At 71.4% G+C, this 25,396-nt stretch carries 23 protein-coding genes; 17 read left to right on the forward strand and 6 right to left on the reverse strand.

Going from position 1 to position 25,396, the window contains the following annotated elements:
- The first annotated feature begins 79 nt into the window (after window positions 1-79).
- Both CED_RS09610 and CED_RS09615 read left to right on the forward strand, forming a co-directional pair.
- On the forward strand, window positions 80-1,381 hold the full coding sequence (locus tag CED_RS09610) for a YncE family protein (protein WP_035909961.1): 1,302 nt from the start codon (window positions 80-82) through the stop codon (window positions 1,379-1,381).
- Window positions 1,382-1,544: 163 nt separating this feature from the next.
- Window positions 1,545-2,414, forward strand: a complete 870-nt coding sequence (locus CED_RS09615; RefSeq protein ID WP_235186994.1) for a MurR/RpiR family transcriptional regulator — start codon at window positions 1,545-1,547, stop codon at window positions 2,412-2,414.
- 127 nt (window positions 2,415-2,541) lie between these two features.
- Here CED_RS09615 and CED_RS09620 read toward each other — a convergent pair whose 3' ends face one another.
- Window positions 2,542-3,255 (reverse strand): VIT family protein, encoded by a 714-nt coding sequence (locus CED_RS09620; protein WP_023840787.1) that lies wholly within the window; start codon window positions 3,253-3,255, stop codon window positions 2,542-2,544.
- A 248-nt stretch (window positions 3,256-3,503) separates the two neighbouring features.
- Between CED_RS09620 and CED_RS09625 the strand changes: the two genes are divergently transcribed.
- Window positions 3,504-4,127 carry a hypothetical protein gene (locus tag CED_RS09625; RefSeq protein ID WP_235186995.1) on the forward strand — a complete coding sequence of 208 codons (624 nt, stop codon included), beginning with the start codon at window positions 3,504-3,506 and terminating at the stop codon, window positions 4,125-4,127.
- A 507-nt stretch (window positions 4,128-4,634) separates the two neighbouring features.
- Window positions 4,635-4,970 (forward strand): ferredoxin family protein, encoded by a 336-nt coding sequence (locus CED_RS09630; RefSeq protein ID WP_011437418.1) that lies wholly within the window; start codon window positions 4,635-4,637, stop codon window positions 4,968-4,970.
- A gap of 269 nt (window positions 4,971-5,239) precedes the next feature.
- Here CED_RS09630 and CED_RS09635 read toward each other — a convergent pair whose 3' ends face one another.
- The 5 genes from CED_RS09635 to CED_RS09655 form a co-directional block, all read right to left on the reverse strand.
- Window positions 5,240-5,671 carry an Rrf2 family transcriptional regulator gene (locus tag CED_RS09635; protein ID WP_035909963.1) on the reverse strand — a complete coding sequence of 144 codons (432 nt, stop codon included), beginning with the start codon at window positions 5,669-5,671 and terminating at the stop codon, window positions 5,240-5,242.
- A gap of 215 nt (window positions 5,672-5,886) precedes the next feature.
- Window positions 5,887-6,645, reverse strand: coding sequence for an O-methyltransferase (locus CED_RS09640; RefSeq protein ID WP_011437416.1), 759 nt, complete (start codon window positions 6,643-6,645; stop codon window positions 5,887-5,889).
- Between the two features lie 145 nt (window positions 6,646-6,790).
- On the reverse strand, window positions 6,791-8,521 hold the full coding sequence (locus CED_RS09645) for a HAMP domain-containing sensor histidine kinase (RefSeq protein WP_035910011.1): 1,731 nt from the start codon (window positions 8,519-8,521) through the stop codon (window positions 6,791-6,793).
- Between the two features lie 13 nt (window positions 8,522-8,534).
- Window positions 8,535-9,332 (reverse strand): response regulator transcription factor, encoded by a 798-nt coding sequence (locus CED_RS09650; RefSeq protein ID WP_035909964.1) that lies wholly within the window; start codon window positions 9,330-9,332, stop codon window positions 8,535-8,537.
- 93 nt (window positions 9,333-9,425) lie between these two features.
- Window positions 9,426-11,258, reverse strand: a complete 1,833-nt coding sequence (locus CED_RS09655) for a bis-aminopropyl spermidine synthase family protein (RefSeq protein ID WP_051868742.1) — start codon at window positions 11,256-11,258, stop codon at window positions 9,426-9,428.
- 70 nt (window positions 11,259-11,328) lie between these two features.
- On the opposite strand from CED_RS09655, the gene hisD reads away from it, so the two are divergent.
- The 13 genes from hisD to lgt all read left to right on the forward strand — a co-directional run bounded on the left by hisD (window position 11,329) and on the right by lgt (window position 25,257).
- The gene (hisD, locus tag CED_RS09660; RefSeq protein WP_035909965.1) at window positions 11,329-12,624 is read left to right on the forward strand and encodes a histidinol dehydrogenase; all 1,296 of its coding nucleotides are present in this window, start codon (window positions 11,329-11,331) and stop codon (window positions 12,622-12,624) included.
- Window positions 12,621-13,814 carry a histidinol-phosphate transaminase gene (locus CED_RS09665; RefSeq protein WP_011437411.1) on the forward strand — a complete coding sequence of 398 codons (1,194 nt, stop codon included), beginning with the start codon at window positions 12,621-12,623 and terminating at the stop codon, window positions 13,812-13,814. Before hisD ends, CED_RS09665 begins: the two co-directional genes overlap by 4 nt.
- A gap of 117 nt (window positions 13,815-13,931) precedes the next feature.
- The gene (hisB, locus tag CED_RS09670) at window positions 13,932-14,519 is read left to right on the forward strand and encodes an imidazoleglycerol-phosphate dehydratase HisB (RefSeq protein ID WP_035732088.1); all 588 of its coding nucleotides are present in this window, start codon (window positions 13,932-13,934) and stop codon (window positions 14,517-14,519) included.
- Window positions 14,516-15,148 (forward strand): imidazole glycerol phosphate synthase subunit HisH, encoded by a 633-nt coding sequence (hisH, locus tag CED_RS09675; protein ID WP_035909966.1) that lies wholly within the window; start codon window positions 14,516-14,518, stop codon window positions 15,146-15,148. The genes hisB and hisH overlap by 4 nt, the downstream gene beginning before the upstream one ends.
- A gap of 108 nt (window positions 15,149-15,256) precedes the next feature.
- The gene (gene priA / locus CED_RS09680) at window positions 15,257-16,015 is read left to right on the forward strand and encodes a bifunctional 1-(5-phosphoribosyl)-5-((5-phosphoribosylamino)methylideneamino)imidazole-4-carboxamide isomerase/phosphoribosylanthranilate isomerase PriA (RefSeq protein WP_011437408.1); all 759 of its coding nucleotides are present in this window, start codon (window positions 15,257-15,259) and stop codon (window positions 16,013-16,015) included.
- Window positions 16,012-16,776: an imidazole glycerol phosphate synthase subunit HisF gene (gene hisF / locus CED_RS09685; RefSeq protein ID WP_035909967.1), complete on the forward strand. Its 765-nt coding sequence runs from the start codon at window positions 16,012-16,014 to the stop codon at window positions 16,774-16,776. Before priA ends, hisF begins: the two co-directional genes overlap by 4 nt.
- Before the next feature lie 224 nt (window positions 16,777-17,000).
- Window positions 17,001-17,498: a phosphoribosyl-AMP cyclohydrolase gene (gene hisI, locus CED_RS09690; RefSeq protein WP_011437406.1), complete on the forward strand. Its 498-nt coding sequence runs from the start codon at window positions 17,001-17,003 to the stop codon at window positions 17,496-17,498.
- A complete protein-coding gene (locus tag CED_RS09695; protein WP_035909968.1) occupies window positions 17,495-19,072 on the forward strand; it encodes an anthranilate synthase component I in 1,578 nt (525 codons plus the stop codon). The genes hisI and CED_RS09695 overlap by 4 nt, the downstream gene beginning before the upstream one ends.
- 116 nt (window positions 19,073-19,188) lie before the next feature.
- Complete coding sequence (locus CED_RS09700) at window positions 19,189-19,770, forward strand: Trp biosynthesis-associated membrane protein (protein WP_108913279.1); 582 nt, start codon at window positions 19,189-19,191, stop codon at window positions 19,768-19,770.
- A gap of 914 nt (window positions 19,771-20,684) precedes the next feature.
- Window positions 20,685-21,488: an indole-3-glycerol phosphate synthase TrpC gene (trpC, locus tag CED_RS09710; protein WP_035909971.1), complete on the forward strand. Its 804-nt coding sequence runs from the start codon at window positions 20,685-20,687 to the stop codon at window positions 21,486-21,488.
- 54 nt (window positions 21,489-21,542) lie between these two features.
- A complete protein-coding gene (gene trpB / locus CED_RS09715) occupies window positions 21,543-22,880 on the forward strand; it encodes a tryptophan synthase subunit beta (RefSeq protein ID WP_035909974.1) in 1,338 nt (445 codons plus the stop codon).
- A 129-nt stretch (window positions 22,881-23,009) separates the two neighbouring features.
- Window positions 23,010-23,831 carry a tryptophan synthase subunit alpha gene (trpA, locus tag CED_RS09720; RefSeq protein WP_011437400.1) on the forward strand — a complete coding sequence of 274 codons (822 nt, stop codon included), beginning with the start codon at window positions 23,010-23,012 and terminating at the stop codon, window positions 23,829-23,831.
- 226 nt (window positions 23,832-24,057) lie between these two features.
- Entirely contained in the window at window positions 24,058-25,257 is a 1,200-nt protein-coding gene (gene lgt / locus CED_RS09725; protein ID WP_369807811.1) for a prolipoprotein diacylglyceryl transferase, read from the forward strand.
- The last annotated feature ends 139 nt before the right edge of the window (window positions 25,258-25,396 follow it).

The raw sequence follows: 25,396 nt of genomic DNA on the forward strand, positions 1-25,396 counted from the left end.
GCGGAGTCCTGGTGGGTCGAGCTGGACGGCCGCGCCGTCGATCGTGGCTTCGCCCGCTCAGGCCTTCTACTCTGGCCGCATGCCGGAGGGGTCGACAGCGCAGCGCCGCCAGCCGGGGACCAGGTCCCGGCGGCGTGGTCTGATCATGTTNGCCGGGTTGGCGGCCCTGGTGGTCGCACTGCTGGTGGTGTGGCTGATCCGGGTCAGGAGCGACCAGGCTACGGGGGCCGGTGCCGCCCGCCCGCCGGGTTCCGTTCCCGCGCCGGGCCGGGGAGCCGACTCTGCCCTGCCCCGTGGCGATGGCGGCGTCGTGGACGTGTACGCGCACGCGCGTGCCGGGATGCTGAGCCCGGTGGTCCGCGACGATCCGCCTCTCGTGTACGTCCCGAACCTGCGCGACGGCACCGTCACGGTCATCGACCAGCGCACGCTGCGGGTCGTGGACACCTACGCCGCCGGCCGCGAGCCTCAGCATGTGGTCNCCTCCTGGGACCTGCGGACCCTGTGGGTGAACAACAACCGCGGCAACAGCCTGTCACCGATCGATCCGCGGACCGGTCGGCCCGCCGGGCCCGCGGTACCGGTCGCGGACCCGTACAACCTGTACTTCACCCCCGACGGGGCCAACGCGATGGTCATCGCCGAGGCGAACCACCACATCGACTTCCGTGATCCGCACACGTTCGCCCTACGGCACAGCCTGGACGTGGGCACGGCCTGCGCGGGCGTCAACCACGTCGACTTCTCCGTCGACGGCTCCTATGCGATCGCCACCTGCGAGTTCGCCGGACGACTCGTCAAGATCGACATCCCGCGTCAGCGGGTCATCGGATATCTGGACCTCGGCCGGGACGCCGCTCCACAGGACATCAAGATCGATCCGGCCGGCCGGATCTGGTACGTGGCGGACATGAACGCCGACGGTGTCCACCTCGTTGACGGGGATCGCTTCACCAGGGTCGGTTTCGTCCGGACCGGGCCGGAGACCCACGGCCTGTACCCGAGCCGCGACGGCCGATTCCTGTACGTCGCCANCNGGGGTGGCCACATGGNCNCCATNAAACCGCCGTTCCCGCACTCCGGCGACCAGGGCTCGGTCTCGGTCATCTCCTTCGCCACCCGGACCGTCGTGGCCACCTGGCCGATCCCCGGTGGGGGAACCCCGGACATGGGCAACGTCGATGCCAACGGCTCGCGGCTGTGGCTGTCCGGCCGCCGCAGCAACGTCGTGTACGTGTTCGACACCGGCGGGCCCGGAGGNNNGNNGCCGAAGGCCGGCCGGCTGCTGGCTCGGATCCCCGTCGGCCGTGAGCCGCACGGTCTCGCGGTCTGGCCGCAACCCGGTCGCTACTCCCTCGGCCATACTGGGATCATGCGCTGAGGGTCGGACGAGCTCGGGGCCCCTCATCCTGGCCGGGAGCGACCGGGTTAACTGAAACGGATTTTCATGATCTCTTCTACTGTAGAAGATTCATTCTTGGTTTACCTTTGGGTATCTGACCGTTGCGCCTACGCGCTTAGCGTGACGTGTCGTGACTAGTGACGTGACTGTGAGGGTCGAGGGCGACGCTGCCGCGCCCGCCGTGTTGGAGCGCATTCGGGCTTTGTCGGCGTCGTTGTCGTCGGCGGAGCAGCGGGTGGCGCGGCAGGTCCTCGCGGACCCGGTTGCGATGATCCACCAGTCGGTGAGCGAGCTGGCGCAGGTGTCGGGAAGCTCGCCGGCGACGGTGGTGCGGTTCTGCCAGAGCCTGGGGCTTCGGGGCTATCAGGAACTCAAGCTGGCGCTGATCCGGGAGACGCTGCCGGTGGAGCGGCAGCTGGTGGACGAGGTGTCCGCGGCCGACGGCCCGGATGAGATTGCCGGGAAGGTGCTCGGCGGGGCGGCGAGTGCGCTGACCGAGGCGGCGCGGGGGATCGACGGTGGCGTGCTGGCGGCGATCGCCGACCTGGTCGTCGCCGCGCCGCGGACGTTGTTCGTGGCGGTGGGGACGTCGGCGCCGCTGGCGATGGATGCCGCCTACCGGCTGACCACGGTCGGGGTCGATGCGCGGTTCGCCGGGGATGCGCATGTGCAGCACGTCACCGCCCGGATGCTGGCGGCGGGTGATCTGTGCGTTGCGGTCAGCCACACCGGCTCGACGGCGGAGACACTGGCGGCGATGCGGGCGGCCGTGGACGCCGGGGCGCATACCGCCGCGATCACGAGCTTTGCCCGGTCACCGTTGACCGAGCTGGTGCGGCACGCGGTGGTGGTGGGCAGTCGGGAGACGGCGTATCGCATCGAGGCGATGACCAGCCGGATCGTGCACCTGTCGGTGCTCGACGCCCTGTTCGCCCTCGTGGTGGTGCGCAGCCCGCGCAGCCCTGGCGCGCTGGCGATGACCGCCGACGTGATCGTCGAACACCGGATGTAGCCGCCTACCAGACCCGGCGGCGCCGGTGCCGACGGTCCATGGTTCGCCCCCGCGTCCACCGAGGAACGGTATGAGCCCGCGGACCAGCGGTGGATCGGTGGTGGGCAAGGTATGTCCCGGCGGTCGGTCAGCCGCCGGCCGCATCGGTGATCAGACCGACCAGCGCGGTGACCAGCATGGCCGCGGCGCCGCCCAGCACGACGCGCAGGGTCGGACGCAGCAGCGCCATACCGGCGGCCCGCGCGGCGAGTATGCCCGCGACGGCGAGACCGATCACCGTAACCACGACGACGAGCATCAGGCGGCCCGCCCCCGCCGGGGCCGACATCCCGAGGAACGGCACCAGCCCGCCGGCCGTGAAGCTGCCCGCCGACGCGACGGCGGCCTGGACCGGGCGCGCCCGGGTGGCCTCACTCTGGCCGAGTTCGTCGCGCAGGTGCGCCTCCAGCGCACCCCGCTCGGTCAGTGTCACGGCGACCTGCGTGGCGAGGTCGCGCGGAAGGCCGCGCCGCTCGTAGATGCCGACCAGCTCGGCAAGCTCGGCCACCGGGTCGGCCGCCAGCTCCGCGCTCTCCTTGGCCCGGTCCGCGCGTTCCACGTCGGCCTGGGAGCTCACCGACACATACTCCCCGGCCGCCATCGACATCGCCCCCGCGGTCAGACCCGCGATCCCGGCGGTCAGGACCGCGCCGGTGGAGGCGCCGCTCGCGGCGACGCCGACGATGAGACTGGAGGTGGAGACCAGGCCGTCGTTCGCGCCGAGGACGGCCGCGCGCAGCCAGCCCGAACGGTTCGTGCTGTGCCGCTCCCGGTGCCGCCGCACCGCACCGAATGTCGCCATGAGGGCATTACAGCACGGTGTTGACGATCGGCATCGTCTCGGCGGCTGTGGCACAACTGTGACAATCACCCGTTCCACCAGGTGACCCGGCCTGTTCGCGCCCGGCCGAGATCGCGGCGATCAGCATGGCACACTCAACGGATCAAGAATCATCTCTGCCTGTTCCTCGAGGTAGACCGCTGGGAATCCGCTGATGAACGGCAATGATGGACAATCAAGGCTGACAGCGATCGCGCGACGTGGGATTGGTGACCTTGCCCCGACATCGTCCGATGCGGCCGGGACCGCGCACCTCGTACGAGGAGAGTTGGCTGGCCGGTGCGGAACTCGGTGAGGCGCTCACGCGCGGATGGCGTCCGCGGGCACAACCCGTGCAGATCGCGCTGGGTGCGGGTGAGGCCGTGCTGGCCCAGGCACCCGTCCGCGTCTGGCAGTACATCGGCCAGAACGTCACCTACAACCAGGGGTGGTTCGTCGCCTTCGGTAGTCCCCTTCTGCTCGGTGCGTCCCTGCTCGGCAGCGCCCTGTACAACGGCAGCCAGCGCAGGCGCGCCGAGGCGCTCGCCGCGGTCCAGTGGCGCCCTGTCTGCCAGGGGCATCTTTTTCTGACGAACTGGCGCCTCGCGCTGGCGCTCACGACCGGCTGGATCGATATCGGCTACCCGTACCTGCGGGCGTCCGGCGTGGACGGCGACAGCATGGTCATCATGCTTGCCGGCCAACCCCCCGTCCGACTGCAGGTGTGGCCGGCGCACTGGTTCTTCGTGCTCATGAGATTCCTCGCCTACGGCGAGATCGTCCGGATGGAAATTCCGTCCCACCTGCAACGAGCGGCTGCCCCTCGGGCCCTCGAACCTCCGTCTGGATCTTGAATCCCCGCCCGGACGGGGTCTGGAGAACGCCGGTGACGTCGCATGATCAGCGTCCTTCCCGGAGTGTGATCAGTGGGTACGCCCGATGGGTACGGCCGGCGGGNACCGGCGTCCGGATTTTTCCCGGGGGCTACCCCGCTAGCCCGCTACCCCGCTACCCTGCTGCCTCGTGCCGGGTCGGTACCGTGATGGCGTCCTCCGGGAAATGTTGGCGGGTATTCAAGCGTGATTCGGGTCAAGATAATGTTATTGATAAAAATATCTTTGAGATTTTCCTTCGAGTGGATTTCGGGGATATCCATGAGGCCTGCCTCGTGGATAATTTNTTTACATGCCGTTCACGGTGCACGACCTGCCGGCGCCCCGCGAACCTATACCATTAATTCGGGTTCGCCGCACGGCCATCCGNCTCGGTCGAAACCAGCCGAGAAGCAGTCGGAGGCCAGCCATGAGATTGACTGCCGTCCGGATGTGGTCCGGTATGGTCGATCGGAAGTGAGGGCTCTCATGCCATTTGTCATCACCGCCGCGTGTATCGATGTCAAGGACGGCTCCTGCCTGGAGGGGTGCCCGGCCGATTGCATCTACGAGGGTGACCGTAAGATGTACATAAATCCGGATGAGTGCACGGAGTGCGGCGCCTGCGCAGTGTCCTGCCCGGTCGGCGCGGCCATCAGCGACGACCGTGTTCCCGCGAAGGACAAGGAGTTCATCGAAAGCGAGGCGCTGTTCTTCAGTGCCGTCCTGCCCGGTCGGGACGCGCCGCTCGGCGAGCCGGGTGGCGCCACGAAACTCGGCAAGATCAAGGCTGACACGCCCTTCATTGCCGCCTACGGAAACTGACGAGGGTGACCTCGGGTATTCGCCGGGGCGGAGCACGATAAAGCGGAGCAGTAGCGGGAAAAACGAACCGAGGGAATGTGCGGAAGGGCCGGTGCTGGCGGGCCNCGGGTCCGAGGCGCCGGCCTGACGCCGAGACGTTGTGGGGGGATCCCTCCCGTAACCGGCCTGCGTTCCAGGCGATTCTATCCCGCAGGTCCGACGGAACGGGGGGGTCTGCTCGTCCAGCCCCGGATAGTTCCAGGGTGTTTCGTGGCGGGCGGGGNCGGGNGTCAGCGGACCGGTGGCGCGAGGGAGCGCAGGAGTTCACCGGCGGGNTCGTCGGNGNGNTCGGCGNGGGTCACCTCGTCGAGCGTGACCAGGAAGTTCTCCTGGGCTCGTCGCAGGAGGGGGCGCAGTCGGCAGGCGCATCGCAGCGGGCACGGGGGACCGTCGCAGGAGACGAACTCGTCCGTGCCCTCGAGGGCACGGACGATGTGCCCGACGGTGACCTGCGTCGCGCCTGGGGCGAGCAGTNCCCCGCCGGTGCGCCCGCGCACGGTGACCACGAGGTCGAGCCGCTGGAGGCGTTGCACGATCTTCGCCATGTGGGTGAGCGGAACATCGAGGGCTTTCGAGAGGTCGCGGACGGTGAGGCGATCCTCCCGGGTGGCCGTGAGCATAAGCGCCCGCAGCGCCAGGTCGGTCGACTGGGTCAGGTGCATGGGAGCGCGCCTGTCGAGGTGACGGTCACCCGACCATCTTGCCTTCTACTCTTCGTAGAAGATTGTCCCGACGGCACCTGCGTCCCACGGGTGCCGCCTGCCGAGGTCAGACCTCGGCGGGAGCGCGGCCGGGGGNGTGACACCGCGCCGGCACTGGCCGGCACCGGCCGGTGCCGGTCTCCTCATGGCGACCGCGGACCCCCGGCCGGGGGAGCCTATACGGGTGTCCGCGGCGAGGGCAGTTTCCGGACGATGGTCAGTCCGTCCGCAATGGGCAGCATGACAACCTGTACCCGGGAGTCGCCGGCGAGAAGCTCGTTGAACTGTTTGACGGCGACGACAGCAGGATTGTCCGAGTGGGAGCGCACCACGTGCCCATACTGCAGCACATTATCNACGATGATGACCCCGTTCGGGTTCATCCGGGGAAAGAGAAGCTCGTAATACCTCCTATACGAGGTCTTGTCCGCGTCGATGAACGCCAGGTCGAAGGTGGGTTCTTCGGGGAGCATGCCGAGACTGTCCGCCGCCGGTCCGAGGGCGAGGTCGATGTGATCGGAAACACCGGCCCGAGCCCAGTACTGGCGGGCGATCGAGGTCCATTCCGCGCTGATGTCCAGGCAGAGAAGTCGGCCGCCGGGGGGCAGACCCCGTGCGATGCACAGCGCGGAATAGCCGGTGAAGGTACCGATCTCGACCGCGCGGCGCGGGGCGATCGAGGCCGTCAGGATGGTCAGGAACGTCCCCTGCTCGGCCGGTACCTGCATCTCCGCCTCGGGGAGCGTCGCCGTCACGGCGGAGAGCGCGTCGAGGATCGGATCCGGAGGTGAGCTGTGCTCCGTCAGATAGCTGTGGATCGGATCGGCCAGATAGGCTGATTTCAATCCCTTGCCGTTTTTTGCGCCTTCGCGGCGAAGCGTGCCGACGCCGGTTGTCGCGACTTCACGAATCTTCTGTGCCGGACTTTTTGCCATGATCAGTGGAACTCCATCCCTGGTGGCTCAGTTCGAAAATAACTGGCCCGGGGCGCATTGTGGTTACGGACCGCTCCTCGGCTCGGAAAGAACCAGTAAAGATCATCTAGTTAATCGGGAGTCCGGTGAAGCCGTTGTCCGGTCGTCACGGCCTGTCGTCGGCCATGGCGTAATCTGTCGTGACGTAATCCACTACTTCCAGTAGTTCGTGGATGGTGGCCGATGTCCGCCGAGGGCCCGGGCCGTCCGTGCCCCCAGAACCCGGCGTGGCCGCGATGCGGGTGCCGCCCGCCGCGTCCACGGATCTCTGCGCGGGTGCCGGCCGGGCGGCCGTCGGCCGTCGGTCTGGATGTGTCCGGGGCAGGTCAAGGACGACGCACAGACCCCCGTTGTCACCCTCGGCCAGAGTGACCGTCCCGCCGTCGGCGGTCGTCAGGGCATGCACGATGGCGAGCCCGAGGCCGTTCCCGCGCCGATCGGCCCGGCCGGGCACCTCTCCTCGCTGGTCGGCTTCTCGCTGGTCGGCACTGAGGTTGGAGCTGAACCGGCGGAAGGCGGCGGCCCGCTGCTCGGCGCTCATGCCGCGTCCGCTGTCGGCGACCGTGAGCCGCGTCATGCTTTCCGCCGTCATGCTTTCCGCCGTCATGGTGCTCTGCGGCCCGGTGACGTTCATCTCGTCCAACTCGTCCGCGGCGCTCCCCGTCCCGAGGCCCGCCTCCGCGGTGCCTCCGGCGCCCACCGGGCGTGGCTGGGCCGGTGGGTTCGTCCCGGACGTGACGCTGACCCGGCCGCCGGACGGGGTGGCCTCCAGCGCGTTGCTGAGGAGATTGTCGAGGATCTGCTCCAGGTGCCCCGGGGTGCACTGGACGACCTGGTCCGCGTCGACGTCGCAGGTCAGCGTCACTCCGGCGGCGGCTGCGACCNGTCGCCAGATCAGGCATCGTTCCTCGGCGACGACCGCGAGGGGGATCGGCTGGGTCGGGATCGGCGCATGCTCGGCCCGGGAGACCGCCAGCAGCCCGTCGACCATCCGGGAGAGCCGGTGCACCTCGACCAGGGTGCCCGCGACCTCGTCGGTGGTGTCCGCGNCCACGTCCTGTTGCAGCAGCTCCAGGCGCAGGCGCATCGCCGTCAGCGGGGTGCGGATCTGGTGGGAGACGTCGGCGAGGAACCGGCGCTGGCTGTCGACCAGCAACTGGAGCCGTCCCGCCATCGCGTCGAACGTCGTGGCAAGTTTGCGTGCCTCGGGCGGGCCACCGACGGCTCTGGCCCGGATCGTGAGATCACCGGCACCGAGTTCGGTCGCTGCCTGCTCGAGCCGGCGCAGCGGCCGGCCCACCCAGCGGGCCAGCAGTATCGAGATCCCCAATGCGGCCAGCGTGACCAGGACGCCCGCGAGGGCGATCATCGTCCACCGGTGGATGATCGAGGCGCGCAGCCCGGCATCGCTGCGCGCGACGGCCAGGATGCCGACCAGACCCTGCGCGTTGGACACCGGAGCAACAAGGATCATCCGGTGTCGATTGGCCGCGTTCGGGTTGATGACCACGTTCTCCCGGCGGGCCCGATCCAGATCCCAGCCCATGATCGGGATGTCGTCACCGGTGTCGGCCACGGGCGTACCGTTCGGGTCGAACAGCCGGAGCTCGTCCGGTGGCACGGCCGTACTGTCGCGTACGGCGGCGGGCAGCGGGGCCGCGCCGGCGGACAGTCGCCGCCACTTCACCTCGGCGCAGTAGGCCTGCATCGCGGCCGTGAGCCGCAGGCCGAACAGCGCCCGGTCGTGACGGGTGGCGTCGAGCCCCATCGGGACGCACAGGCCGACAAGCAGCGCCGTCGTGAGCGCGAGCTGGGCGGCCAGGATGCGCCGGGTCATTGGATGTGCCGGGTCATCGGCCGAGGGGTGGCGCGCTCCGGTCACCGGGGGTCGGATCGGCGCCGGGTGTCGGCGGCCCGCCCAGGCGGAAGCCGACCCCGTACACCGTTTCGATCAGTTCGGGAATCCCGAGCTTGCGGCGGATCGCGCCGATGTGTACGTCGAGGACCTTCGATGAGCCGAACCAGTCGCCCCAGACAGCGGTGAAGATCTCCCGTCGGGTCCGGACCCGGCCGGGATCGCGGGCCAGGAAGGCCAGCAGANCGTACTCCCGCGCCGTCACCTGGACCGGACGGCCGTCGACGGAGATCCGCCGGCTGCGCCGGTCGAGGACGAGCGGTCCGTGCCGGACCACGTCGGAGCTCTCACCGGTGGCCCGGGCGGCGCGCCGCCGCACCGCCCGTATCCGGGCCAGCAGTTCGGCGAATCCGAATGGTTTGACCAGGTAGTCGTCGGAACCGAGGTCCAAGGCCTCGACCCGGTCCGCCTCGTCCCCCCGAGCCGTCACCACGATCACGGGGGTGTCCCCGCGCTCGCGGATGCGCCGGCACACCTCCGCGCCGTCGATGTCGGGCAGCCCCAGGTCCAGGAGCACGAGGTCGGGCGGGGACACGCCCTCGACCCGGGCGAGCGCGGCCTCCCCGGTCCGCACCCGGTCGGCGGTGTAGCCGGCCCGGTCCAGACCGCGCACGAGCTGGGTACCGAGGCCGTCGTCGTCCTCGACCACCAGTACCCGGGCGCCGGCGGGATCGGGATACCGCTGCAGGTCTGATGCGTGTGCTCGGGAGCCGTTGCCTGCAAGCGTCGCCATAGCATGACAGTAGGCGGCGCCGGGCGCGTCCGGCCGCCGGCCCCGCGGGTGCCACCGCGATTCCGCCGTCGCCAGCTCCGATTCCGTCAATATCTACTCGTTTCGCAGCGTCTGCCCATTTTGCCGGATCCAGCCCGGTCTCACCGGCTCGGCCGGCAGCGTGTCGCCGGACGACACCGCGGCGAGGATTCCCTCGAGGGCGTGCCGGGGAAGATCGATCAGTCGGGCGGCCAGCAGGTCGGGATCGCGCGCGGCCCGGGTCACGGCGGCCCGGGCGTCGCGCTGGGAGAGCGTGCGCCCCGAATCCTCCCGGACGATCCGGATGAGCCCGTCCCGCCAGACGTTGCCGATCTTGCCATGCGGGCGGTCCAGCAGCCNCCGGGCGAGCCGGTCGGCGGGGGCGAGCGCCGCCGGGCCGACGGCCGTGAACGTCACGAGCCGCAGGTCCCCGAGGTCCCGGGCGGGGGTGGCGGTCCACTTCGCCCGCAGCTGCCGCAGCGGGTCATCCTGGGCCCGCCGGCGGCGGACGCCCAGATCGGGATGATCGGAGGAGACGACGACGGCGAGCCGGTCCGCGTTGACCGCCAGGAGGAGCCTGGTCAGCCAGGGGCCCGGATCGTCCGACAGGTCGGTGGCCACGCTGACCGTTCCGTCCTCGGTTGAGGCGCCGGGGCCGGTCGAGGAGCCGGGGCCGGTCGAGGCGAACGCGGGCAGCCCCCGGTCGAACACGGTCGCGAGACGCACGTGGACCGCGTCGNCCNCCCGCCGCTCGCCAACGAACACGGCGCGACCCGCCGGGCCGGTGGCGAGGAAGGCGGCCACCGCGTCGAGGACCGGGGCGGTCAGGCGCGTCGGCCGACTCTGCGTGGACTGCCGGCCCCGGGTGTAGATGGCGGCCGTCGCGGTTGTGGCCGCCGTGGCCGAGCGGTCCAGCTGCTTCCAGGTGGCCGGGGTCGGCTGGCAGACGTACATGTCGGCTCTGGCGCCCACCGCCTCCGCGCCCTCGTAGACGTGGAAGCCTGGCCAGATGGCCTCGAACACGAAGCCCTGATCGATCAGTGCCCGCTGCACCTTCCAACCCAGCGTCGGTACCCGGTCGCTGAACCCGTAGGCCAGCAGGACGCGACCATGTTCGCGGTCCGCGAGACCCTGCGCGCCGCGCCCGGTGAACAGCGCCACGCCCTCCGGGGTGTAGGGCGGATCGGTGAATGCCAGATCGGCTGTGCCCACCACCGCCGGCGGCAGGCCGAAGCGCAGGTCGGCGTAGAGGCACCGCAGCCGGACGTCCAACGACCGGGCCGAGCTGTCCAGGTAGGCGAGCAGCTCGTCGTCGATGTCGACGACGGTCACGGTGAGCCCGTCGATCAACGAGACCGCCGCCAGCGAGGTGAGATCATGATCACCTATGCACAGCAGATGCGCGCCGCGCAGGTCGTAACGCGTCCGCAGCCAGACGGCCCGGCGCACGACGGTCGTCGCCGTCGCGGGTACGTGGTCGAGGTCGGCCCGCGGTCGGGGCGCGGCAGCGATGAGATCATGCATGGTCGTGACCAGCGGACCGTGGCGGGTGATCACGGCGGCGAGGGGATCGAGCGGAGTCTGTCCGCTCAGCNCGTCATAGCGGATCAGGCCGCGGTAGCGGTCGATCGACGCGGGGCGCAGCACGTGACGCCCGTCGGGGCCGGTCCGCAGATCGTCGCCGAGGCTGGCGAGGATCTCCTCCACGCTCCGTCGGGGCAGGCCCGAACTCTGGACCAGCTGGCGCAGGGTGCGTGGCTGCTCGGTCAGCGCCGCCACCGCCGCGCGAGGCGCCCGGGCATGCACCCGGTAGCCCGCCAGCAGGGTCGCCAACGACTCGCCGGATTCGGCCGGACCCGGCGCCCGGCCCGGGTGATCCGGTCCTGACAGGGTATGTGGAGGGGACACGCAACCAGCGTCGCACCTGCGGCGGACACACGATTCTACCGGTCCCGCCGAGGCCAGCTAATCTCTTGTCGTGCTCAGAAGGCTTGATCTGCGTGGCGCGGTGCCTGCCGCAGCCGAGATCCGACGGCTACTGNCGCGGGCCGACGTCGACGTCGACGTCGCCGTCGATGCGGTCCGGCCGGTCTGTGCGGACGTGCGGGACCGCGGCGACGCGGCCGTCCTCGCCGCCGCGGAGCGGTTCGACGGGGTCCGCCCGCCGAGCCTGCGGGTGCCCGCCCAGGTTCTCGCCGCCGCCGCGGATGTCCTGGATCCGGCCGTGCGCGACGCGCTGACCGAAGCGATCCGCCGGACTCGGCTGGTGCACCGTGCGCAGCTGCGGGAGCCGGTGGCGATCGAGGTCGCGCCCGGCACCACGGTGACGCAGCGCTGGGTGCCGGTGGAGCGGGTCGGCCTGTACGTGCCGGGCGGGCGGGTCGCCTACCCCAGCAGCGTCGTGATGAACGTCGTGCCCGCCCAGGAGGCNGGGGTCGGCTCGCTCGCGGTCTTCNCCCCGCCGCAGAAGGACAACGGCGGGCTGCCGCATCCGGTGATCCTCGCCGCCTGCGCGCTGCTCGGTGTCGAGGAGGTCTACGCGGCCGGCGGAGCCCAGGCCGTGGCGATGGCCGCCTACGGGACCACGAGCTGCCCGCCGGTCGATGTGATCACCGGGCCCGGCAACGTCTACGTCACGGCGGCCAAGCGCCTGCTGCGTGGGGTCGTCGGGGTGGACGCCGAGGCGGGCCCGACCGAGGTCGCGATCCTCGCCGACGCCACCGCGGATCCGGCCTTCGTCGCAGCCGACCTCATCGCCCAGGCCGAGCACGACCCGATGGCCGCCTGCCTGCTGATCACCCCGTCGGTGGAACTCGCCGACGCGGTCGACGTCGAGCTCGGCAAGCAGGTGCCCGCCACCCGCCACCGGGAGCGGGTGGCGGAGTCGCTCGCCGGCCAGGGGGCGGTCGCGCTCGTCGCGGACGTCGACGCGGGTCTCGCGGTGGCGGACGGCTGGGCCGCCGAGCATCTGGAGATCCACACCGCGGACGCCGCCGCGGTCGCCGCCCGGGTGCGCCACGCCGGAGCGGTCTTCGTCGGCGACTACGCTCCCGTCCCGCTCGGCGACTACCTGGCCGGGTCCAACCACGTCCTGCCCACCGGCGGCACCGCCCGGCATTCCAGCGGTCTGGCGGTCACCGCCTTCCAACGTCAGGTCCAGGTGGTCGAGTGCACGCGGGAGGGGCTCGCCGCCGTCGCCCCGCGTATCGCCGCGCTCGGCGGGGCGGAGGACCTCACAGCTCACGTCGACGCGGTGGAGGTTCGACTCCGATGATATTCAAGGCGGCCGGGAGCGGTGCCGAGGACCGGCCGTGGCGCCCGTGGGACGCTGACGGCCTGCCGCTGCGCGACAGCCTGCGCGGGCTCTCGCCCTACGGCGCTCCGCAGCTCGACGTGCCGGTGCGGCTCAACACCAACGAGAACCCGCACCCGCCGTCGGTCGGGCTGGTCGACGCCATCGGCAAGGCCGCGGCCCTCGCCGCCACCGAGGCGAACCGCTATCCCGACCGGGACGCCGAGGCGCTGCGTGCCGACCTCGCCTACTACCTGACACCGGACGCCGGCTTCGGCGTGCACACCAGTCAGGTCTGGGCCGCCAACGGCTCCAACGAGATCCTCCAGCAGCTCCTCCAGGCGTTCGGCGGGCCCGGTCGGGTGGCGCTCGGGTTCGAGCCGTCCTACTCGATGCACCGCCTCATCGCGCTGGCCACCGCCACCGAGTGGGTGGCCGGGCAGCGAGCGGAGGACTTCACGCTCTCCCCGGCCGTGGTCACCGACGCGATCGCCCGGCACCGACCCGCCCTGGTCTTCCTCTGCTCACCGAACAATCCGACGGGCACGGCCCTGCCGCCCGAGGTCGTCGCCGCCGCCTGTGAGGCGGTGGAGGCCACCGGCAGCGGCATGGTCGTCGTCGACGAGGCCTACGCCGAGTTCCGCCGGGCCGGCGTGCCCAGCACGCTGACGCTGCTGCCCCGTCATCCGCGGCTCGTCGTCACCCGGACAATGAGCAAGGCGTTCGCGCTGGCCGGTGCCCGGGTAGGCTATCTTGCCGCGCACCCCGCCGTGGTGGACTCGCTGTACCTGGTGCGGCTGCCCTACCACCTGTCGAGCTTCACCCAGGCCGTCGCGCGCACGGCGCTCGCGCACGCCGACGAGCTGCTCGGCACGGTGGAGGCGGTCAAGGCCCAGCGCGACCGCATCGTCCGGGAGTTGCCGGCGCTCGGTCTGCGGCTGGCTCCGAGCGACGCCAACTTCGTGTTCTTCGGCCGGTTCGCCGATCAGCGGGCGGTGTGGCAGAGCCTGTTGGACGCGGGAGTGTTGGTCCGCGATGTCGGTCTGACCGGCTGGCTGCGGGTCACCGCCGGGCTGCCGAACGAGGTGGACGCGTTTCTCGGGGCGCTGGGCAGAACTCTCACCGGCAGCGTCATCGGCGCGGACGGTGTCATCAGCCTCGCCACCGCCTGAGCCCCTGGCCCGGCCTGAGCCCCTGGCCCGGCCTGAGCCCCTGGCCCGGCCTGAGCCCCTGGCCCGGCCTGAGCCCCTGGCCCGGCCTGAGATCTACAGAGACCGAGGAAGCCCCCGATGGCACGCACCGCGCGAATCGAACGCAAGACGTTGGAGTCGGACGTCCTGGTCGAGCTCGACCTCGACGGGACGGGAATCTCCTCGTCGGACACCGGCGTCCCGTTCTTCGACCACATGCTGTCCCAGCTCGGCAAGCACGGCGGGTTCGACCTCACCGTGCGTACCCGGGGGGNTCTGCACATCGACGCCCACCACACCGTCGAGGACACCTCGATCGCCTTCGGGTCCGCCCTGCGCGAGGCGCTCGGCGACAAGGCGGGTATCCGCCGGTTCGGGGATGCCACCGTCCCGCTGGACGAGGCGCTCGCCCAAGCCGCCGTCGACCTGTCCGGCCGGCCGTACTGCGTGCACGTCGAACCGGATCTCGTCGGGATGATCGGAACTTACGACACGACGCTGACCCGGCACATCTTCGAGTCGATCACCGCGTCCGCCCGGCTCGCGCTGCACGTGCGGGTGCTGTCCGGCCGCAACGCCCATCACGTGGTCGAGGCCCAGTTCAAGGCGGTCGCGCGGGCTCTGCGCGACGCGGTGGCGCTCGACGCCCGCGTCGCCGGGATACCCTCCACGAAAGGTGTGCTGTGAGCGGAGACGGACCCGGCCGGCGTCCCCGGGTGGTTGTCCTGGACTACGGCTCGGGAAACCTGCGGTCGGCCGAGCGCGCGCTCGCCCGAGTCGGCGCCGACGTGACGGTGACCGCGGATCTTGACGTGGCCCGCGGCGCGGCGGGCCTGGTCGTACCGGGCGTGGGCGCCTATGCGGCCTGTATGGCAGGCATCGACGCCGTGGGCGCCGCGCCCGTGGTGCGGGAGCGGGTAGCGGCGGGACGGCCCNTGCTCGGGNTCTGCGTCGGGNTGCAGGNGCTGTACGAGCTCGGTGACGAGCACGGGGNGCGGACGGTCGGGCTCGGCGTGATCCCTGGCGAGGTCCGCCGGCTCGCCGCCGACATCCTGCCGCACATGGGCTGGAACACTGTGGCGCCGCCCGCCGGATCGATCCTGTTCGCCGGACTGCCCGCGGACACGCGGTTCTACTTTGTCCACTCGTACGCGGCGAAGGCCGATCCGGCCGCCGGGGACACCGTGGGGGAGCACGGCGAGCCGTTCGCCGCCGCCGTCGANCGGGGTGCGCTCGCCGCGACCCAGTTCCACCCGGAGAAGTCCGGGGATGCCGGAGCGCACCTGCTGGCGAACTGGCTCGGCAGCCTGGTCTGAGCGAGCCCTGGTCTGAGTGAGCGTGAACGCGAGGGCGGATGTCCTGTAATGCGGATGTCCTGTAATTAGGGCNGCTCCAGCGCCCCGCTGGACCGTAGGGTGGCCGATGTGACGCTTACTCTGCTGCCCGCCGTGGACGTGGCCGACGGCAGGGCCGTCCGACTCGTCCAGGGCGAGGCCGGTTCCGAGACCTCGTACGGCGACCCGCGGGAGGCGGCGCTGACCTGGCAGCGCGACGGCGCCGAGTGGATCCACCTGGTCGATCTCGACGCTGCCTTCGGCCGGGGGTCGAATCGGGAGCTCATCGCCGAGGTGGTACGCGCGGTGGACGTGGCCGTCGAGCTCTCCGGCGGCATCCGCGACGACGCATCGCTCGACGCGGCGCTGGCCACCGGCGCGGCCCGGGTCAACATCGGCACGGCTGCGCTCGAGGATCCCGACTGGGTCCGCCGGGCCATCGACCGGGTCGGTGACCGTATCGCGGTCGGTCTCGACGTCCGGGGGACCACGCTGTCGGCCCGGGGCTGGACGCGGGACGGTGGCGAGCTGTTCGATGTGCTCGCCCGCCTCGACGCCGACGGCTGCGCCCGGTACGTGGTGACGGATGTGCGCCGAGACGGCACGCTCACCGGGCCGAACGTCGAGCTCCTGCGCTCCGTGACCGCGGCCACCAGCCGGCCGGTGGTCGCCAGCGGCGGCGTGGCCACGCTCGACGACCTCACCGCGATCGCCGTGGTGCCCGGAGTGGAGGGCGCGATCATCGGCAAGGCGCTCTACGCCGGCGCCTTCACGCTGCCCGAGGCCCTGGCCGTTGCCGGGAATATCGGGAATATCGGAAACGGATGTGCGGGTGCGGTGGGTCGATGAGCGTCGCGGTCCGGGTGATTCCCTGCCTCGACGTTGACGCCGGCCGGGTCGTGAAGGGCGTGAACTTCACGGACCTGCGCGACGCCGGCGACCCGGTCGAGATGGCGCGCCTCTACGACGCCGAGGGTGCCGACGAGCTGACGTTCCTCGACATCACCGCGTCCAGCGGCGATCGGGAGACCACCTATGACATCGTGCGGCGGACCGCCGAACAGGTGTTCATCCCGCTGACCGTGGGTGGCGGGGTCCGCTCGGTCGACGACGTGAACCGCCTGCTGCGGGCGGGGGCCGACAAGGTCGGCATCAACACGGCGGCGGTGGCCCGGCCCGAGCTGGTGCGCGAGTGCGCCCACCGGTTCGGTAACCAGTGCATCGTCATCTCGGTGGACGCCCGGCGCCCACCCGGTCCCGACGGTCCGCGCTTCGAGGTCACGACGCACGGCGGCCGCAAGGGCACCGGCATCGACGCGGTGGCCTGGACGGCGCGGGTGGTCGAGCTCGGCGCCGGGGAGATCCTGCTCAACTCGATGGATGCCGACGGCACACGGGACGGCTACGACCTGGAGATGATCTGCGCGGTGCGTGCCGAGGTCGATGTCCCGGTGATCGCCAGCGGCGGGGCCGGCGACCTGGCCCACTTCGCGCCGGCGATCGACGCGGGCGCGGNCGCGGNGCTCGCGGCGAGCGNGTTCCACTTCGGGCAGCTGCGCATCGGCGAGGTGAAGACGGCGCTGCGCGGCGCGGGTGTACCCGTGCGCTGACCAGGCGCGTCCGCCGACGGGGCGCCGACGGCCGAGGCGGCACAGGACGTCGTCGTCGTGGACGCCGGACGGATCGTCCAGCGCGGTCCGCGCCGGGATCTGATCGCGATGCGCGGCGTGTACCAGCGCCTGCACCGATCCTGGGCGGCGGGGGTCGGGACGGGAGCGGCGGGCGGCCCNTCGCCCNGCACCGCTGCGGCGCCGGGCGCGAGCAGAATGGTGGGGTGACCATTCGCCCTTCCGCTCTGGATCCCGCCATCGCCCGTAGGCTGCGCCGCAACGACGCGGGCCTGTTCCCCGCCGTCGCCCAGCAGTACGACACCGGCGAGGTGCTGATGCTCGGGTGGATGGACGACGAGGCGCTGCACCGGACCCTCACCACGGGCCGGGCCACGTACTGGAGCCGCAGCCGCGCGGAGTACTGGGTCAAGGGGGAGACCAGCGGGCACCGGCAATGGGTGCGGTCGGTCGCGCTCGACTGCGACGGGGACACCGTCCTCGTCCGGGTGGACCAGGTGGGCCCGGCCTGCCACACGGGCACGCGGACCTGCTTCGACGGCAATCTTCTGCCCACGGTGACCGTCGAGGCCGCGGATACCGCCCGGCCCCGCGACCTCTCCGGTGCCGCCAGCGTTTCCGGTGCCGCCAGCGTTTCCGGTGCCGCCGGTGACCCCGCTGGCGTGGACAGGGCCGGCGTGAGCAAGGCCGGCGCGGACCGATGACGACCGGGCAGATCATCCCCGGCCGGGAGGAGTTCCGGGCCGCGGCGGCGGCGCATCCGGTCGTCGCCGTCACCCGTCGGCTGCTCGCCGACGGGGAGACACCCGTCGGCGTCTACCGCAAGCTCGCCGGCGGCCCCGGGACGTTCCTGCTGGAATCGGCGGAGCATGGCGGGGNGTGGTCGCGGTATTCGTTCATCGGTGTGCGGGCCGCGGCGACGCTGACCGAGCGCGACGGGCAGGCGGTGTGGGNGGACGGTGCGCCGCCTCCCGGAGTGCCGGTCGACGGTGACCCGCTCGACATCCTGCGTGCGGTGGAGAGCACTCTGCAGGCCTCGAACAGCCCACAGGCCCCTCCGCTCATGGGTGGTCTGGTCGGCTATCTCGGCTACGACATCGTGCGCCGCATCGAGCGGCTCCCCGCGCACGCCGTCGACGACCTCGGCCTTCCCGAGTTGCGCATGCTGCTCACCACCGATCTCGCCGTGCTGGACCATCGGGATGGTTCCTGCCTGCTGGTGGCCAACGTCTTCACCGGCCGCGGGAATGGTGCCGGTGACGCAGGCGCCACCGGCACCACCGGTGGGGACGCGGACGCCGCCGCACACCCGGCCGGGATCGACCTGGACGCCGCCTACGACGACGCGGTGGCCCGGCTGGAGGCCATGACCAGCGATCTCGCGAAGTGGAACGAGCCGACCGTGGCGACCACGGCGGGCACCGCCGCGGGGGNCGGCGACTTCGTCTCCGCCACGCCTCCCGGTGCCTTCCAGACCGCGGTCGAGCGGGCCATCGAGGAGATCCGCGCCGGCGAGTGCTTCCAGATCGTCGTCTCGCAGCGCTTCGAACGGCGGACGACCGCGGATGCGCTCGACGTCTACCGGGTGCTGCGGACCTCGAATCCGAGTCCCTATATGTACCTGCTGCGTTTCGCCGACCACGACGTCGTCGGATCCTCCCCGGAGGCGCACGTCAAGGTCACCGGCCGCCGGGCGTTGCTGCACCCCATCGCGGGCAGCCGGCCCCGGGGAGGCACTCCCGAACAGGACGCCGAGCTTGCGGCGGAGCTTCTCGCGGATCCGAAGGAACGCTCCGAGCACGTGATGCTGGTCGACCTGGTCCGCAACGACCTCGGGCGGGTCTGCAACCCCGGTTCGGTCCGGGTCGTCGAGTTCGCGGCCATCGAACGGTTCTCGCACATCATGCACATTGTCTCCACGGTGATCGGTGAGGTGGCTCCGGACCGCAGCGCCGTGGACGTGCTGGCCGCGACGTTTCCGGCGGGGACGCTCTCGGGGGNGCCCAAGGTGCGGGCGATGGAGGTCATCGACGAGCTGGAGCCGACCCGGCGGGGCCTGTACGGGGGCGTGGTCGGCTACCTGGACTTCGGCGGTGATCTGGACACCGCGATCGCGATCCGCACCACAGTGATGCGCGACGGTATGGCCTACGTTCAGGCCGGAGCCGGCATCGTCGCGGATTCCGATCCCGACACCGAGGATCTGGAAAGCCGCGCGAAGGCCGCCGCCGTCCTGCGCGCCGTCGAGGTCGCCGAGTCGTTGCGACCGCCGTCATGACGGCCGCAGGGTCCCCCCCCGCGGGGCGCCCATCCTCCCCGCGCGACCGGGCCGGCACCGCGGAGCCGCCTTCGCCGGGCCACCGTCCCGGAGGCGATGTGCACGCGGCCGAGGCGATGCGACGCGGCCACCGGGAACGCACCCTCGCGGTGCTGGGATGTCTGCTCGGTGCCGGCGTCGTGCTCGTGTCGGGCGGTGCGACCTGGGTGTCCGCTCGGGTGAGCGGGCCCCGCGGTGGGGCGGACGGCGGCGCCGTCGCGGCGCCACTCGCCGTGCACTGGACCGGCGGGGCGCTCGCATCGACGGCGACCGCTCTCGCCCTGGTCGGGCTTGCCGCGGCCGTGGCGATCGTGGCCACCCGGCGCATCGGGCGGCTGGTCATCGGTGTGCTCACCGCGGCCGCCGGGGCCGGTATCGCCTACGTGGCCGGACGCATCGGCTGGGATCCACTCCCGACGCTGCGCGAGACCGATCAGGTCCGCCAGCTCGTGCCCGGTGGCCAGGCGCGGATCGATGACGTCAGCCAGACGATCGCTCCCTGGCTGTCGTTTGCGGGCGGGCTGCTGCTCATCCTCGTCGGCGCCCTCGTCGTCCTGCGCGGCCGGTCATGGCCCGCAATGTCCGGCCGCTACCAGGCCCGCGATGCCACTCCGGCCGACGCCTGGGACGCGATCGAGCGGGGCCACGACCCGACCTGATCACCTGGCGTCTCCGCGACGCCCGGCTTGGCGGGCCGGCCAGCCGGAACCGGGAGCGCCACCGGCCAGCGGGTCGGCCAGCGGGTCGGCGGGCGCCAGGTCCGCGGGTGGGAGGTCGGGAAACGGGTCGACCAGCTCCGTGAGAGCCAGCGCCCGGCGGTCCAGGTCGGCTTCGAGCATCATCATGACGGCGTCCATCCGGATCAGGCAGCGGGACAGCTCGTCGAGCTGCTCGGCGAGCTCGGGCTCGAGGCGGGGCCGCCGGTGCGCGCCCGGGGCGTCGCGCGCCGCGGGCACCCGGGCGGCGCCGAGGGGGGNCGAGAGGGGGGNCGAGAGGGGGCGGCTGTCCATCGGAACTCTCCTCGGTGTCGAACTCATGTTCGAGTATAGGGGGCGCCGACGATCGACGCCAGCCCGCCACGCCGTCCCTGGGGCGCTGCCCGGGTCCGCCCGAGGGTTCGGGTCCGCCCGAGGACATGTGCGGCGTGCCATGCGTGTTTCCGGTNGGCGAAGGCGCGGCGGTCCCGAGTGTGCGCGGCGCGTTGCGGCCGCCGATCCCGAGAACCTGTCGTGCGGCCGCCCGGATCTCGTGATGTCGTCGCCCGACGATCGAGGTGGTAACCCGGTGGTGCCTCTGCACACGGTGGTTCACCGGCCTCGTCGCGTTACTCTGTCAACGGGCTCACGACGCAAGATCGATTGCGGACCGTAGCTGATCGGTGCAGGCGGATCCGAAGTGGCTGACAGTGCAGCGTCCGTGAAGATGGGTGCGTTCGGGCCGCTACCCGATTCCTCACGGGAAAGTCAACTATGTGGAGTCGTGGATCGTAGCCGCATGTGGGGGGGGCCGGGCACACCGTGCCTGCCTGGCCTACCATCGGCGGCATGACCGCGACAGTCGCGAGCGCGGGGCGATGAGCGTTCTCACCGAGATCCTCGACGGGGTCGGGATCGATCTTGCCGCCCGCGAGCAACAGACCTCTCTGGCAGATCTCAAGCGGCGGGTGGAACGCGTTCCCGACCCGAAGGACGCGCTTGCCGTCTTCCGGGACTCCCGGGTCTCGGTGATTGCCGAGGTGAAGCGCCGTTCCCCCTCGAAGGGGGAGCTGGCGACCATCACCGACCCCGCTGCCCTCGCCACCGAGTACGAGGCGGCGGGCGCCGCCGCGGTGAGTGTCCTGACCGAGCAACGGCGCTTCAGCGGCTCCCTGGCCGACCTCGACGCCGTGCGTCGCGCGGTGGACGTCCCGCTGCTGCGCAAGGACTTCATCGTGTCGCCCTACCAGGTCTTCGAGGCCCGGGCGCACGGGGCGGACATCGTCCTGCTCATCGTCGCGGCGCTGGACCAGCCGCGGCTCGTCGGCCTGCGCGAGCGGATCGAGTCCCTGGGCATGACGGCGCTGGTCGAGGTGCATGACGAGGCGGANATGGTGCGGGCGCTGGACGCCGGCGCCCAACTGGTCGGGGTGAACGCCCGCGACCTGCACACGCTGAAGATCGATCGGAGCACCTTCGCCCGGCTCGCGCCGATGGTGCCCCCGGAAGTGCTCGCGGTCGCCGAGTCCGGCATCCGGGGGCCGCACGATCTGCTCGCCTACGCCGCTGCGGGGGCGGACGTGGTACTGGTCGGCGAGGCAGCCGTCACCGGCGATCCTCGTCAGACGGTCGCCGATCTGGTGGCGGCCGGCGCGCATCCGGCGGCCCGGGTCGGGCGCTGAGGCCGCCGGCGCCCGTGCCCCGGTATCCGGGGCTCGGCCCTATACAGTCGCACCGTGACCACCCGAACCGCTGCCGAGTCAGTTCGCCCCGCGGCCGCCGGAACCGGGACGCCGTCGGGCTCCGGTCCGGTCCGTCCGGACACGTCGAGCTGGCAGGCGTTCCCCGACTCTTCGGGGCACTTCGGGCGTTTCGGTGGTCGTTTCGTCCCCGAGGCCCTCATGGCGGCGCTGGACGAGCTCACCGCAGCCTACGCGGCGGCCAGGGTGGATCCCGGCTTCACCGCGGAACTGGACGGGCTGCTGGCGAGCTACGCGGGCCGGCCCACTCCGCTCACCGACGCCCACCGGCTCACCGCGCACGTTGGCGGTGCCCGCATCCTGCTCAAGCGTGAGGATCTTGCGCACACCGGTTCCCACAAGATCAATAATGTCCTCGGGCAGTGCCTGCTGACCCGGCGGATGGGCAAGACCCGGGTTATCGCCGAGACCGGAGCCGGTCAGCACGGTGTTGCCACGGCCNCCGCCTGCGCCCTGCTCGGCCTGGACTGCGTCGTCTACATGGGCGAGGAGGACACCCGCCGGCAGGCCCTAAACGTCGCCCGGATGCGCCTGCTCGGCGCCGAGGTCGTTGCGGTCACCTCCGGCAGCCGAACCTTGAAGGACGCCATCAACGAGGCCATGCGCGACTGGGTGGCCACCGTTGACACGACCCATTACTGCATCGGGTCGGTGATGGGCCCGCATCCGTTCCCGATGCTGGTCCGCGACTTCCAGCGGATCATCGGGGTCGAGGCGCGCGCCCAGGTGCTCGATCGTGTCGGCCGACTGCCCGACGCCGTCGTCGCCTGCGTCGGTGGCGGCTCGAACGCGATGGGCATCTTCCACCCGTTCATCCCCGACGTCGAGGTCGCGCTGATCGGCTGCGAGGCCGGGGGGGACGGGGTCGCCACCGGTCGGCACGCCGCGGCGATCGCCGGCGGTTCCGCGGGCGTGCTGCACGGCATGCGGACGTTCCTGCTGCAGGACGAGTTCGGGCAGACCCAGGTCTCCCACTCGATCTCGGCGGGNCTGGNCTACCCNGGCATCGGCCCCGAGCATGCCCTGCTGCACGAGACCGGTCGGGCGAGCTATCGGGTCGTGGACGACACCGCCGCGATGGAGGCGCTCGCGCTGGTGGCCCGTACCGAGGGCATCCTGGTCGCGATCGAGAGCGCGCACGCCTTCGCGGGTGCCCTCGACGTCGCCCGGAAGCTCGGTCCGGGCACGACTGTCGTCGTCAACTGCTCCGGTCGGGGGGACAAGGACGTCGACACCGCCGCCCGCTGGTTCGACCTCCTCGACGAGGCCGATGCCGGCGGGGGCCCCGTCGGCGGTCCGGCGCGACCGGTCTGAGGGACCCTGAGGGATCCTGTCTCGGGACCGGCAGCAACCAAGACGGGACGCACGGGACGCGTAGGACGCACAGAACGCGCAGGACAGACAGGCCATAAAGGCCCTCGGGCTCGACGGAACGGACGCACGGTGCAGAGTCGGTTGGACGCAGTGTTCGCGGCGGCCCGCGAGGAGGGGCGGTCGGTGCTGGTCGGCTATCTGCCCGCGGGATTCCCGACGGTGGACGGGGCGATCGAGGCCATGCGGGCCATGGTGGCGGCGGGAGTCGACGTTGTTGAGGTCGGCCTGCCCTACTCCGACCCCACCATGGATGGTCCGGTGATCCAGGACGCGGCGGATGCGGCCCTGCGCGGCGGGGTCACGACGCGGGACGTGATCCGCACCGTCGAGGCCGTCGCCGCGACGGGGGCCCCGGCCCTGGTCATGTCCTACTGGAACCCGATCGACCGCTACGGCGCGGCCTCGTTTGCGGCCGATCTGGCCGCCGCCGGGGGCGCCGGAGCAATCACTCCGGACCTGCCGCCCGAGGAGGCCGGGCCCTGGCTCGACGCGTGCGCCGCGCACGGCCTGGCCCCGGTGTTCCTCGTCGCTCCCAGCTCCTCGGACACCCGTCTCCGGCTGGTCGCCGGCGTCGCGCGCGGCTTCGTCTATGCCGCCTCGCTGATGGGTGTCACCGGGACCCGGGCGGCGGTCGGCGAGCGGGCGGCCGATCTGGTCGCCCGGGTGCGGGCCGCCACCGAGCTCCCGGTGGCGGTGGGGCTCGGGGTGAGCACCGCGGCGCAGGCCGCCGAGGTCGCGGGCTTCGCCGACGGTGTGATCGTCGGCTCCGCGCTGGTGAAGGTCCTGCTTGAGGCGGAACGTTCCGGAGCCGGCGCCTCAGCGGGCCTCGCCGGAATCCGTCGGCTCGCCGCGGAACTCGCCGGAGGGGTGCGCGCTCCCGTTCCGGCGTGAACTCCCGGCCGCCCCGACCCGGCCGTCACATCTGTCGCCCACATCGAGTATTGCCCACATCGAGCGCCGCATATATCACCCCGCCGCGCACCGAGCGAGACACGTGACTGTGCGACACGTGACTGTGCGACACGTGGCCGGGGCACCCCGCGCGTGATGGACGGGTCCACGGGATAGCCTGGCGACCGTGGTTCTCGCCGCTATTCCTAGCCCATCGCGTGGCGTGGTGCATCTCGGGCCGGTGCCGCTGCGTGCCTACGCCCTGATGATCATTATTGGCGTCTTCGTCGCCGTATTCGTGACGGGAAGAAGGCTGCGCGCTCGCGGCATGGATCCCATGGTGGCCAGCGAGGTCGCCTACTGGGCCGTCCCGTTCGGCATCGTCGGCGCCCGCGTCTACCACGTGGTCAGCACTCCGGCCGCCTATTTCGGCCGGGACGGCAACGTGCTGGACGTCATCAAGATCTGGAACGGCGGGCTGGGNATCTGGGGCGCCATCGCGGGCGGGGCCTTCGGCGCGTGGCTGGCGACCCGGCGCTACGGCATCAGCCTCGCCCTGTTCGGCGACGCCGCGGCGCCGGGCATCATCCTGGCCCAGGCGATCGGACGCTGGGGCAACTGGTTCAACCAGGAGCTGTACGGCAAGGCGAGCACCCTGCCCTGGGCGGTGCGCATCGACGAGAAGCACCAGATCATCCCCGGCGTGTCCACCTATCAGCCGACCTTCCTCTACGAGTGCCTGTGGAACCTGGTGGTGGCCGGGATCCTGTTGGTCGTCGATCGGCGGCACCGGCTCGGCCGCGGCAAGCTGTTCTGCCTCTACGTCGCGCTCTACACGTTCGGCCGGTTGTGGATCGAGATGCTGCGCATCGACACGGCGAACCAGATCCTCGGGCTGCGGGTCAACATCTGGACCTCGATCGTCGTCTGTCTGGGGGCGTTGCTGGCGCTGGCGGTCACCCGCAGTCCCGTGGATCCGAATCTGTCCAGGGAGGAGCAGGAGGCCCTCGGAATCGCCCGTNCCCGGCCCGCGGCGCGGTCCACGGTGACGACCGCCGGTACCGCCGACCAGCGGGCGGCCGCTCCCGATTCGGCCGGTCCCGATTCGGCCGCTCTCGATTCGGTCGGTCCCGATTCGGTCGATCCTGATCTGGGCGGTCCCGATCCGGCCGATCCTGGTTCCGCCGGGTCGGTGCCCGCCGCCGCGGTGCCCGATGCCTCCGGGTCGACCGCCACCACTGCCACTACCGCCACCACCGCCACCACCGCCACTACCGCCACCACTGCCACCACTGCCACCACTGCCACCACTGCCACCACCGGCGTACCGGCTGGTTCGCAGCAGAGCCGCGGCCTGGCGACGAGATTGCCGGCGAGCGGTGGGCACACGTCGGCCGTTCCGCCGGAGGAGCCGCAGCTGCCCTGATGAGACGCCGGAGACGCCGGAGACGCCGTCTCCGGCGGGGCCCCGGGCGTCGGCTGGACCGTCGACCTTCCCCTACTTGTAGTGACCGAGGCCGGGCGGGGAGGTATGACGTCATCTGGCGGTGATCTCCTGGACATAT

It is taken from the genome of Frankia sp. CeD (assembly GCF_000732115.1).
Classification (GTDB): Bacteria; Actinomycetota; Actinomycetes; order Frankiales; family Frankiaceae; genus Frankia; species Frankia casuarinae.